Below are 11,771 nucleotides of genomic sequence, written 5' to 3'. Positions count from 1 at the left end.
TCACGTACTGCCGAACACCTGCCACCATCGTGCGCCCCCGGGCGCCCCCATCACGGCGCGGCATCCCCCGACGTGGTACCCCCGTCGCCGGCGTCCGGCGGGGAGGGGCGCGCGTCGCGGCGGGCCGGGAGGGGAGAGGATGCACGGCATGCCGCGTCCCCGCCGCTCCCGTCCGTCGTGACCGCGCCCGCACCGGCGCACCGCCCGCGCGCCGCGCCCCGGCGGCTGCGGGCATGGCTGCTCGCCGGCACCGAGCAGGCACAGCGGCACTCCGGCCCGCACGCCCAGCCCGCCCCCGAGCACCGGCTGCACCCGTGGTGGCGGGTGATGTGCCTGACCGGCGTCGACTACTTCTCCACCCTCGGCTACCAGCCGGGCATCGCCGCGCTCGCCGCCGGCGCCGTGAGCCCCATCGCCACCGCCGTGCTGGTGCTCGTCACCCTCGCCGGCGCCCTGCCCGTCTACCGCCGCGTCGCGCGTGAAAGCCCGCACGGCGAGGGCTCGATCGCCATGCTGGAAAAGCAGCTGTCCTGGTGGAACGGCAAGATCCTGGTCCTGGTGCTGCTCGGCTTCGCCTGCACCGACTTCCTCATCACCATCACCCTGTCGGCCGCCGACGCCACCGCCCACATCCTGGAGAACCCCTACGCCCCGCACGCCCTGCACGGCCACCAGGTCGCCGTCACGCTGGTGCTGCTCGCGCTGCTCGCCGCGGTGTTCCTCGGCGGGTTCACCGAGGCGGTGGGCATCGCCGTCGTCCTCGTCGTCCTCTACCTGGGCCTCAATGCCGTGGTCGTGGCCGACAGCCTCGTGCGCCTCGCCACCCACCCGCACCTGTTCACCGACTGGCACGCGCTGCTCGTGCGCGAGCATCCCGACCCCCTCGCGCTGGTCGGCTTCGCGCTCATCGTCTTCCCCAAGCTCGCGCTCGGCCTGTCCGGCTTCGAGACCGGGGTGGCGGTGATGCCGCTGGTGCGCGGCGCCCCCGGCGACAGCGAGCAGCACCCTGAGGGACGCATCCGCGGCGCCCGCACCCTGCTCACCACCGCCGCCGCGATCATGGCCTTCTACCTCATCACCAGCAGCCTGGCAACCACGCTGCTCATCCCGCACGAGGCCTTCGAGCCCGGCGGGCCGGCGAACGGGCGGGCGCTGGCCTACCTCGCCCACCGCGACCTCGGCGCCGCCTTCGGCACCGTCTACGACGTGAGCACCATCCTCATCCTGTGGTTCGCCGGCGCGTCGGCGCTGGCCGGGCTGCTCAACCTCGTCCCGCGCTACCTGCCGCGCTACGGGATGGCGCCGCACTGGGCCCGGGCGGTGCGCCCGCTGGTGCTGCTGTTCACCCTGATCGGCTTCGCCGTCACGCTCGTCTTCCAGGCCAGCGTCGACAAGCAGGGCGGCGCCTACGCCACCGGCGTGCTGGTGCTCATCACCTCGGCGTCGCTCGCCGTCACCCTCGCCGCGGCGCGCCACGGCCAGCGCGGGCGGACGATCGGCTTCGGCGTCATCGCCGCCGTGTTCGTCTACACCACCGTCGCCAACATCATCGAACGACCCGACGGGCTCATCATCGGCTCGATCTTCATCATCGCGATCCTGGTCGTGTCGTTCACGTCGCGGGCGCTGCGCTCCTTCGAGCTGCGGGTCACCGGGGTGCGCCTCGACGACACGGCACTCGCCTGGGTGCGCCACTCCGCCGACGCCGGCGCGCTGCACCTGGTCGCCAACGAGCTGGACTCCGGCGACGCGGCCGAGTATGTCGACAAGGTGCGCAAGGCCCGCGAGGAGCTGTATGTGCCCGAACGGGTGCCGCTGCTGTTCCTCGAGGTCACCATCCCGGACTCGTCCGAGTTCGAGGCCGAGCTCGACGTGCGCGCCGTGGATCGCCACGGCTTCCGGATCCTGTGCCTGACCAGCACCTCGGTGCCCAACGCGATCGCCGCGCTGCTGCTGCACCTGCGTGACGTCACCGCCGTGCGCCCGCACGTGTACTTCGAATGGTCGGAGGGCAATCCGATCGCCAACTTCCTGCGGTTCCTGTTCTTCGGCGCCGGGGAGGTCGCCACCGTCACCCGCGAGGTGCTGCGCGAGGCCGAACCCGACCCGGGGGCCCGCCCCTACGTCCACGTCGCCTGACGATCCGGCGTCACCCGGGCGGCGAGCGCGGTGGCGGGTGCGCGGCATCACCCAGACGCATCCCGCCCGATCTGGCCAGACCCCGTGTGACCACCGCGGGAGTGGGAGAAAATGGCGGGGTGGCAGCGGAACGAAACGTCCTCGGCGGGGAGCTGGAACCCTGCGGTACCGATCCGGTGACCGGGTTCTACCGCGACGGGTGCTGCAGCACCGGCCCGGAGGACCTCGGCAGTCACACCGTGTGCGCGGTGGTGACGGCCGAGTTCCTGCGCCACCAGCGTCAGGTCGGCAACGACCTGTCCACCCCGCGGCCGGAGTACTCCTTCCCGGGCCTGCGCCCGGGGGACCGCTGGTGCGTGGTCGCCGTGCGCTGGCTGCAGGCCTACCATGCTGGCTTCGCCGCGCCCGTCGTGCTCGCCTGCACCCATGAGCGGGCGCTGGAGGTGATCCCGCTCGAGGCGCTGCGTGCTCACGCCGTCGACGTCCCCGCCGACCCGCGCTCGCTCGGCTGAGCGCAGGCGGGCCCGGCCGCACGGCTCAGTCGATGGTCTCGGGCTCCAGGCCCACGGTGAGCCAGTCGTCGTAGGGCAGGCCGGTGAGCTCCTGTAGCCGGGCGATGTCGTCGACGAAGTAGGGCAGCACCGCGCGCCGCTGCTCGGGCGTCAGCGTCGGCCGCCCGCCGCGCTGGCGCTGCAGCGCGCCCAGCAGCGGGGAGCGCACCGCGCGGCGCACCGGCACCGGGAAGTGGTGGCCCACCCGCCCGCCGGTGCGCAGCACCGCCCGCAGCACGCCGTTCACCGGGGTGTCGGCGACGAACGGCGTCACGTTCTGCGCGGGCACCAGGTCGACGAGCCCCGTCTCGACGCCGAGGAACGCGCACACCCGGTCGAGCGTCTCGGCAGGGGAGTCGCGCAGGTCGCGGTAACGCAACAGCAGCACCTGGTCGCGGGAGAACAGGCCGAACAGGTGGGCGAGCTGCTCGCCGTAGCGGCCGAGGGAGACATAGTGCCAGAAATCCGCCCACCCGGCCGCGCGGCGGCGTTCCTCCAGCGCGCACGCACGGACGAAGTCGCGCTCGGGTTCCAGGCCCGCGGCCCACAGGTGCGTCCAGTTGGAGTGCGCCCGGTCGACCGGGTTGCGCAGCAGCACCACGAGGCGCGCCTTGGGTAGCAGCCGGCGGATGCGGTTCTGCGCGTCGAGGTCGTAGAGGTAGAAGGGGGTGGCCTCGCCGCGCAGCGCCCCCTCGGGTGCCGGGTCGAACAGCGCCTCGTAGTCGCCGCGGCGCCAGACATGCTCCTGGTAGGTCTGCGCGTCGCCAGGGCCGCCGCGGGCCGGCGGCGGCCCGGCGGACAGGAAGAACTTCGGCTCCTTCACCGTCGGCAGGAACAGCGCCGGATGGCGGGCCAACGCGGCATGCAGCGCGGTCGTGCCCGCCTTGGGCACGCCGATCACGAGGAAGTCGGGCAGGGCCATGCTGGGAACGCTCCGGCGGTTCGGACGGTGGCCAACCCAAGCAAGTCGACCGGTGAAATCAGGATGGTAGCCGCGGGTGGGACGCGGTGGGACCGGCTTGGCGACACCTGCGATGTCCGGCAACGGTAGGGTTGCGCGATGGCAACCAGCCCGCAGCACATCGAGGCGCGGCACGTCGAGGCGCGGCACCTCGAGGCGCGGCACCTCGAGGCCCGGGCGGTGCCGCTGCCGGGCCGCCGCCCCGCCGTCACCGTGGCCGAGGCTCCCGGGCGCGGCCCCGGGCACTGGGCCGGCGCCCCCAGCGCGATCCTCGTCGACGGCGTGTTCTACCTCGCCTACCGGCTGCGGCGCCCCGTCGGTGCCGGGCGCGGCTTCGGGCTGGTGATCGCCCACTCCACCGACGGTGAGACGTTCCGCGAGCTCGCCGTGGTACCCCGGGAGCCGTTCGGCGCCGAGAGCCTGGAACGGCCCGCGCTGGTCGTCACCCCCGAGGGCCGGTTCCGGCTGTACGTCAGCTGCGCCGCGCCCGCGAGCCCGCACTGGTGGGTGGACCTGTTGGAGGCTGACTCCCCGGGCGGCTTCGACCCGGATCGCCGCCGCACCGTCCTGCCCGGCGACCCGCGCACCCTCGCGGTCAAGGACCCGGTGGTCGCCCCCCTCGACGGCGGCTGGCAGCTGTGGGCCTCCTGCCACCCGCTCGACGACCCGCACGCCACCGACCGGATGGACAGCCGCCACGCGACCAGCCCCGACGGCGTGCACTGGACCTGGACGGGCACCGCCCTCGCCCCGCGCCCCGGGCACTGGGACGCCCGCGGTGTGCGCATCAGCGCCGTGCTGACCGACGGCCCGCGCCCGGTCGCCCTCTACGACGGGCGGGCCAGCGCCGAGCAGAACTGGGCCGAACGCACCGGCCTCGCCCTCGCCGACACGGCGCGCCGCTTCGAGGCCGTGGGCGACGAGCCGGTCGCCGTCGCGACGGTCGGCGACGGCGCGCTGCGCTACGTCACCGTTGTGCCCCTGCCCGGCGGCGGTCACCGGCTGTTCTACGAGGCGGCGAACCCCGACGGCAGCCACGAACTACGCACGGAGCTGCACGAGCCGGCCTGATCCACCCGGCGCCGCCCCCCGGCCGCGGGGACGGTGAACGCCGCTTCGGGCACACCGCGGCCGCACCGCGCCGCCGCGACCCCCGTGGGATGCATCACGGTATTCATCGGCAACAGGCGGTAAGATCGTGTCTCGGTCGGGGGCATGCTCACCCGATATTCGCGCCGGTTCCGGCTGTCCGTGTACATCGGGTTCATGATCCGGGGCGTTCGCCGCGGGCTGGGTCCTCGCGCGGCGCCTCGCGGCGGGCGCGGACCGCACCCGCCGCAGCGTAGGAGGAACCGTCGCCATGACCGCCGAGGTGTTTTCGGTGCCCGCCAGCCGGCTGCCCGGCGACAGCGTGCGCTCACCCAAGACGGCGGAGCTGCTCACCCGCCGCCTGCGCCGCATGATCGTCTCCGGGGAGCTGCGCGCCGGGGACTTCCTGCCCCGCGAGGCCGAGCTCATGACCCACTTCGGGGTGTCGCGCCCGACGCTGCGCGAGGCGGTGCGGGTGCTGGAGGCCGAGTCCCTCGTCGAGGTGCGCCGCGGGTCGCGCACCGGCGCCCGTATCCGCGTGCCCGGACCCGAGATGGTGGCCCGCCCCGCCGGGCTGCTGCTGCAGCTCGCGGGCGCCACCATCGCGGAGGTGCTCACCGCCCGGCTCGGCGTCGAGCCGCTGGGGGCCGCGCTGTTCGCCGCGCACGGCACCCCCGAGGCGATCGCCGCGCTCGTCGCCGACATCGAGGTGTGCGAGGACGAGGTCCGCCGGGAGCGCCCCGGCGGGGCGTTCTCCCAGGTGCACCGCACCGTCGTCGAGGGGTCGGGTAACCGGGCGCTGGTCGTCACCGCCGGGATGATGCACGAGATCATCGGCCGGCACGTCGCGGCGAAGACCCGCGCGGCGCTCGCCCAGGACGATCCGGGCACGCTCGCCGCCTGCCGCCAGGCCGTCGACACCTACCGCCTGCTGCTCGACCACATCCGCGCCGGCGCCGCCGACGAGGCCCAGGCGCTGTGGCGGTTCCACCTGGAGCGGACCAACGCGCTGCTGCTGCGCGACGTCGACCCGAACACGGTCGTCGACATCCTCGACTGACGCGCCGCCCGGTCGGGTGGGTCGGGTGGGGGAGTGCCACCGGCGCGCACCGCTGTCCGGGGGTCCCGGGGAGCCCGGGGGCGCGGTCCTGACCTGCGCGGACGTGTACCACGTCGGGTGATTCGCGCCACGACGATGTTGACCTTTGATGGTGAACGTGCGTTCACTGTTCGGTGGGCGTCGCGCCGGTCGGGCCGCCGGCGGCGTCGCCGATCATCCGAGGAGTGACGTGGACCGACCTGCCCCCACCGCCAGCACCACCCCCGCCGCCGGCCGGGTCAGCGCCGCGAACCCCGGGCGCTCCCGGCGCCTGGCCGCCGTGCTGGGCGCGGGCGGCACGCTGGTCGCCATCTCGCAGATGTGCATCGTGCCGCTGCTGCCGGACCTGCCGCGCCTGACCGGGGCCTCCGCCGCGGACGTCAGCTGGCTCGTCACCGTCACCCTGCTCGTCGGCGCGGTCGTGACGCCGCTGTTCGGCCGGGCGGGCGACATCTTCGGCAAGCGGCGGATGCTGCTCGTCGCCCTCGGCATGCTCACCGCCGGCTCGGCGCTGTGCGCGTCGACGTCGTCGATCTGGCTGCTGGTCCTCGGCCGCGGCCTGCAGGGCGCGTGCCTCGCCATCGTCCCGCTGTCGATCAGCATCCTGCGCGACGAGCTGCCCCCCGAGCGGGTCGGCTCGGCGGTGGCCATGATGAGCGCGACCGTCGGCACCGGCGCGGCCCTCGGCGTGCCCTTCGCCGCCCTGATCGTCCAGGTCGCCGACTGGCACGTGCTCTTCTGGGTCACCGGCGTCCTCGCCCTGACCGACCTGGTCCTCGCCTGGCTGATCGTGCGCGACTCGCCGGTGCGCGCCCCCGCCCGCTTCGACCTGCCCGGCGCCGTCGGCCTCGCCGCGGGCCTGCTGTGCCTGCTGCTGGCGCTGTCGAAGGGCGCCGACTGGGGCTTCGTCTCCCCGCGCTTCCTCGGCCTGCTGCTCGCCGCCGCGGTGATCCTCGCCGGCTGGGCCCGCTGGCAGCTGCGCGCCACCGACCCGCTGGTCGACCTGCGCGTGGCCCGGCGCCCCGCGGTGCTCGCGCCCAACATCGCGGCCCTGTTCGTCGGCTTCTCCTTCTACGCCAACTCGCTGTCCACCGCCCAGCTCGTCCAGGTGCCCAGACAGACCGGCTACGGCCTGGGCCTGTCGGTGTTCGCCAGCGGCCTGTGTCTGCTGCCCGGCGGCGTCGCGATGGTGGCGCTGTCCCCGGCCGCCGCGCGGATCACCGCCACCCGCGGGCCGCGCGCGACACTGCTGCTCGGCACGTCCGCGCTCGCCGGCGGCTACGTGCTGCGGATGGCCTTCAGCGACACCCTGACGATGATCGTCGTCGGGGCGGCGGTCGTCGCCGCCGGCACGGCGCTGGCCTACTCGGCGATGCCGATGCTGACCATGCGGGCCGTGCCACGCACCCAGACCGCCGCGGCCAACGGTCTCAACGTGCTGCTGCGCACGGTGGGCCAGGCGATGTGCAGCGCGGTCGTCGCCGCGGTGCTCGGCCACCTGACCGTGTCCACCTCGACGGGGGCGTCGCCGACCATGGCCGCCTTCCGCATCGTGTTCGCCACCGCCGCCGTCGTCGCCGTTCTCGCCGTCGTCGCCAGCCTGCTGGTGCCCACCCGCGCCGCCGCCACGGACACCGGCCGCGCCGACGCGTCCACCCGCGCCGACGGCAGCGCCCTCGTCGACCTGGTCGACGGCAGCGGCGCGGTCGACGTCGCCGGCCTGCCGGCGCCGCGCGGAGCCGGCCGGTCCGCCGACGGCGACGCCACGGTCGTGGTGCGCCGCCGGCCACCCGCACGGCCCGTCGGCGGCGCCCTGCGCACGGCCGTCGGTGGCGGGCCGGCGACCGCGGGTAACGTGCACCCCGGGGGTGTTCCGCTGGGGGACGCCGGCCACCTGCGGACGGGCTGAGGAGCGGACATGACCAGCGCCGCGAGCGCGACCCTGAGCCCCACCGTGTGCGCGCCGCCCGGTTCCGCCGCGGGCCGTGGCCGCGGGCGGGGCGACGCCGAGGTCAGCCGGGAGGCGATCCTCACCGCCGCCCGCCGCGCGTTCGCCCGCCAGCCCTACGAGGCCGTCACGCTCAAGGCGATCGCCGCCGACGCCGGGGTGAGCGCCCCGCTGGTGCTGAAGTACTTCGGCAGCAAGGAACGCCTGTTCGCCCGCGCCGCCCGCTACGGCGAGGAGACCGACGAGCTGTTCGACGCCCCCCTGCCCGAACTCGGCGCCCACCTGCTGCGCGTCCTGCTCGACGCACACGCCCACGGCCGCGACCCGCTCATCCGCGTCGCCTTCGCCCTGCAGCACGGTGACCTGGCGGACCTGCTGCGCGGCAACTTCCGCGAGCAGGTCGTCGCCCGGCTGCGCGCCCGCCTCGACGGCCCCGACGCCGCGCTGCGCGCCGAGCTGGTCCTGGCCTACCTGCTCGGCCTCGGCGTGCAGCGCCACGTCGTGCGGGCCGCCGCGATCAGCGTCGCGGAACGGGAGCGGATCGTGCGCCTGTGCGCCCCCGCGCTGCAAGGCCTGCTCGACGGCACCGGCTGATGGCCGGCGCCGGCGGCGCGCTGCTGCTGCGCCGGGCGCGGTTGACCCCGCTGGGCGGCGGCGAACCCGCCGGTGTGCCGGGGGCCGGTACGGACTCGCCCGGGCGGATCGTCGACCTGCGGGTCGACGGTGGGCTCGTCGTCGCTGTCAGCGCCGGACCGCTGCGCCCCCGGGCGGGGGAGACGGTCGTCGACGCCGACGGCGGCGCGCTGCTGCCGGGCCTGCATGACCATCACGTCCACCTGCTGTCCGCGGCGGCCGCCGCGTCGTCGGTGCCCGCCGGGCCGCCGCGGGTCAGCGACGCCGCGGGGCTGCGCGCCGCGCTGCGCGCCGCCCCCGGGGCGGGCGCGCACGGCTGGGTGCGGGCTGTCGGCTACCACCCGAGCGTCGCCGGCGACCTCGACCGCCACGGCCTCGACGTGCTCGTGGCCGACCGGCCGGTGCGGCTGCAGCACCGCGGCGGCGCGCTGTGGGTGCTCAACTCCGCCGCGCTGCGCCTGGCCGGCGTCGAGGCCTGCCCGCTGCCCGGCGTCGAACGCGACGCCGCCGGCCACCCGACCGGCCGGCTGTGGCGGATGGACGACTGGCTGCGCCGCGCCGCGGCGATCCCCCGGGTGCCCGTCGACCTCGCGGCGCTCGGCCGGGCCGCCGCCGCCCGCGGCGTCACCGGGTTCACCGACGCGACCCCGGGCCGGTCCGACGCCGAACGCCGGCTGCTCGTCGAGGCGTCGCGCACCGGCGCGCTGCCCCAGCGCCTGACCCTCATGCGCCCCGAACCCGCGGCGCACGGGCCGCCAGCGACGGATCGCGGCGGCATCCCGGCGGGGGAGCGGGTGCGCGACGGCGCGGTGAAACTGATCCTCGACGACGACCGGCTGCCCGACCTCGACACCCTGACCGCCCGGATCGCCGCGGCCCACCACGGCGGCGCGCCGGTGGCGGTGCACTGCGTGACCCGGGTCCAGCTGATCCTCACCCTCACCGCGCTGGCACTCGCCGGGCACCGCCGCGGCGACCGGATCGAGCACGCCGCCGTCGTCCCGCCCGAGCTGCGTGACATGCTGCGCGCCGGCGGGCTGACGGTGGTCACCCAGCCGAACTTCATCGCCGAACGCGGCGACCGCTACCTCGCCGACATCACCGACGAGGACCCGGCGGCGCTTTACCCGGCGGCGTCGCTGGCCCGCGCCGGCGTCCGGCTCGCGGCCGGCACCGACGCGCCGTTCGGCGACCCCGACCCGTGGCGCGCGATCCGCGCGGCGACCGACCGGCGTACGGCCGGCGGCGTGGTGCTCGGGGGCGGCGAGCGCCTCGCCGCCCCCGCGGCGCTCGCCCTGTTCCTCGGCACGCCGACCGATCCCGCCCGCCCCCGCGCGGTGCGGCCCGGCGCGCCCGCGGACCTGTGCCTGCTGGACCGGCCGCTGGCGGCGGCACTGGCCGACCCGTCGGCCGCCCACGTCCGCCGCACGTTCATCGCCGGCGTGCCCGTCGCCGCCACGCCCGGTGAGTGAGACATTGCTTGCACCCAGGCACGCCGGAGTCGATCCCTCGGCATTGTGGCGGGATGGACCCCAGACGCGATCCGCAGCGGCTCAGCCTCGCCAGCTACCCCCTGAGCCACAGCGTCACCGCCCGGTTCAGCGACCTGGACACCAACCGGCACCTCAACAACGTGGCGCTCGCGTCGTTCTACGAGGACGCCCGCGCCGCCCTGGACTGGCGGATCTTCGACGAGGGCGCACCGACGGGCTTCACCGGCTTCCGGCTCGTCATCGCCCAGGTCTCGATCCACTACCTGGCCGAGGCGCCGTACCCGGGGACGTTCGTGGTCGGCACCGGGGTGGGCCGCGTCGGCCGGTCGTCGTTCACCCACAGCTCGGGACTGTTCCTCGACGGTGTCTGCCTCGGCCTGTGCGACACGGTGATAGTGCATCTCGTCGACACCACGCCGACGGTGATCCCACCGCAGCGGCGGGCCCGCATCGAGGCGCTCGCCTTCCCCGCCCCGGACATCGCCCCGCGGATCCCCGGCCAGCAGGCCGAGCCGACGGCGTCCACACCCGCCTCCCGGCCCCGCTAGCCACCCCGGTCACCCACGGCGGCCGTGGGGGCTGATCAGGCAGGCCAGAAGGGCAGATTGCGCAGCGCCATCCAGGCGAGCGCGGCGGCGCCGAGGCCGTAGGCGACCCGCGGCGGCACCGGCGCGTGGCGCCCTGCGGCCACCGCCCTCGCCTGGCGGGCCAGCAGGCCGCCGAGCAGCGGCGCGCAGGCCAGCACGAACCCGTTGTCGCGCGCGGCGGTGGCCCACCGGGCGTGCAGCAGGCTGTGGGTGGCGCGCAGCGTGCCGCACGCCGGGCAGTCCAGGCCGGTGAGGTGGCGGATGGGGCAGCGCGGCATCGCCACCCCCGGGTCGTGCGGGTCGTGCCCGGCCAGGTAGACGAGCCCGACCACCCCCGCGCCGGCCACGGCGGCGGCGACGACCCGCCGCCGCCGCGCCACCGCCGCCGGCATGTCCGCGCCCCCGCTCCGCGGGGCCCGCTCGCCGCCGGCGGTGGGACCGCCGGCGGTGGGGGACCGGTCAGTCACGCAGCGGCCGGCCGTGCTGGTCGCGGACGTTGCCAGTCAGCATCATGATGCCGTCGATGAGCGCCCAGACCCCCAGGCCGCCGCAGGTGAACAGCTGGGCGAGGGCGATGCCGGTGTTGCCGAGGTACCAACGGCCGGCGCCGACCCCGCCGAGCAGGATCTGCAGCAGGCCGGCGGTGAGCTTCTGCTTGTCCGAGTAGGCCTCGCCGGTGACCGGGTGCCGGCCGAAGGGGGCGGAGGCGTCGTAGGGCGCCGGGCCGCCGTAGCCGCCGGGCGCGCCGTAGCCGGGCGGCGGGCCCTGCGGGTAGCCGCCCGGGGCGCCGTAGCCGGGCTGCCCACCCGGGTAGCCGGGGCCGCCCGCCGGGCCGCCGGGCCAGCCCTGCTGCGGGTAGCCGTGCTGGTCAGCGGGCCCGGCCTGCCCCTGGTAGCCCTGCGGCTGGTCCTGCGGTTGCCATGGCGACGTCATCGTGAGCTCCCAGGAGTAACGGACCCGGCGGATGGCACCGGGCGCCGCGCCGGGCACGGCCCGCGGCGGATCTGCCCTGGTGGCAGGCCGGTGCGGGGCCCTCGGCGCGGAGATCGAGGCGATGCTACCGAGGTGGCGCGCGGCCGCGACCGCCCTTCCCTGACCACTGTCTGTCCGCTACGCGACCGGTGACGCACCGTGCCTGCTCGGACGGGTGCGCGACGGCGCCCGATGACCGACTGGCCTGAGGCCGGCCGGTCGGCCCCGTGGGGCACCAGGGCCCGTTCGTGGTCGCGGTGCTGGTCTCGCGTAGCTGGTCCGTGGTGGTCGTATCGAGT

General features: G+C 75.8%; 11 protein-coding genes. 8 read left to right on the top strand and 3 right to left on the bottom strand.

What is annotated here, in order from left to right:
* Positions 1-177 precede the first annotated feature (177 nt).
* Together AC6EXY_RS18680 and AC6EXY_RS18675 are read left to right on the top strand one after the other, a co-directional pair.
* The gene (locus tag AC6EXY_RS18680; RefSeq protein WP_101831775.1) at positions 178-2,139 is read left to right on the top strand and encodes an amino acid transporter; all 1,962 of its coding nucleotides are present in this window, start codon (positions 178-180) and stop codon (positions 2,137-2,139) included.
* A 119-nt stretch (positions 2,140-2,258) separates the two neighbouring features.
* The gene (locus AC6EXY_RS18675) at positions 2,259-2,651 is read left to right on the top strand and encodes a DUF2237 family protein (RefSeq protein WP_101831776.1); all 393 of its coding nucleotides are present in this window, start codon (positions 2,259-2,261) and stop codon (positions 2,649-2,651) included.
* Positions 2,652-2,676: 25 nt separating this feature from the next.
* Here the strand turns inward: AC6EXY_RS18675 and AC6EXY_RS18670 are convergent, their stop codons facing one another.
* Positions 2,677-3,612, bottom strand: coding sequence for a sulfotransferase family protein (locus AC6EXY_RS18670; protein WP_101831777.1), 936 nt, complete (start codon positions 3,610-3,612; stop codon positions 2,677-2,679).
* A gap of 138 nt (positions 3,613-3,750) precedes the next feature.
* Here AC6EXY_RS18670 and AC6EXY_RS18665 point away from each other — a divergent pair, with 138 nt between their 5' ends.
* The 6 genes from AC6EXY_RS18665 (at position 3,751) to AC6EXY_RS18640 (ending at position 10,461) form a co-directional block, all read left to right on the top strand.
* Entirely contained in the window at positions 3,751-4,722 is a 972-nt protein-coding gene (locus AC6EXY_RS18665; protein WP_115537946.1) for a glycoside hydrolase family protein, read from the top strand.
* A 289-nt stretch (positions 4,723-5,011) separates the two neighbouring features.
* A complete protein-coding gene (locus AC6EXY_RS18660; protein ID WP_101831778.1) occupies positions 5,012-5,800 on the top strand; it encodes a FadR/GntR family transcriptional regulator in 789 nt (262 codons plus the stop codon).
* Between the two features lie 229 nt (positions 5,801-6,029).
* Positions 6,030-7,748, top strand: a complete 1,719-nt coding sequence (locus AC6EXY_RS18655) for an MFS transporter (RefSeq protein ID WP_243407580.1) — start codon at positions 6,030-6,032, stop codon at positions 7,746-7,748.
* A 9-nt stretch (positions 7,749-7,757) separates the two neighbouring features.
* Positions 7,758-8,381 carry a TetR/AcrR family transcriptional regulator gene (locus AC6EXY_RS18650; RefSeq protein WP_101832172.1) on the top strand — a complete coding sequence of 208 codons (624 nt, stop codon included), beginning with the start codon at positions 7,758-7,760 and terminating at the stop codon, positions 8,379-8,381.
* Entirely contained in the window at positions 8,381-9,892 is a 1,512-nt protein-coding gene (locus AC6EXY_RS18645; protein WP_101832171.1) for an amidohydrolase family protein, read from the top strand. The genes AC6EXY_RS18650 and AC6EXY_RS18645 overlap by 1 nt, the downstream gene beginning before the upstream one ends.
* Before the next feature lie 53 nt (positions 9,893-9,945).
* A complete protein-coding gene (locus tag AC6EXY_RS18640) occupies positions 9,946-10,461 on the top strand; it encodes an acyl-CoA thioesterase (RefSeq protein WP_101832170.1) in 516 nt (171 codons plus the stop codon).
* A gap of 35 nt (positions 10,462-10,496) precedes the next feature.
* On the opposite strand, the gene AC6EXY_RS18635 is transcribed toward AC6EXY_RS18640, so the two are convergent.
* Entirely contained in the window at positions 10,497-10,967 is a 471-nt protein-coding gene (locus AC6EXY_RS18635; protein WP_243407579.1) for a DUF2752 domain-containing protein, read from the bottom strand.
* The gene (locus tag AC6EXY_RS18630; RefSeq protein WP_101832173.1) at positions 10,960-11,433 is read right to left on the bottom strand and encodes a TM2 domain-containing protein; all 474 of its coding nucleotides are present in this window, start codon (positions 11,431-11,433) and stop codon (positions 10,960-10,962) included. The genes AC6EXY_RS18635 and AC6EXY_RS18630 overlap by 8 nt, the downstream gene beginning before the upstream one ends.
* Positions 11,434-11,771 lie beyond the last annotated feature (338 nt).

The sequence above is a fragment of the Frankia sp. RB5 genome, from assembly GCF_059816245.1.
Note: the sequence above shows the minus strand (reverse complement) of the source record. Positions and strands in the feature narration are given on the sequence as shown.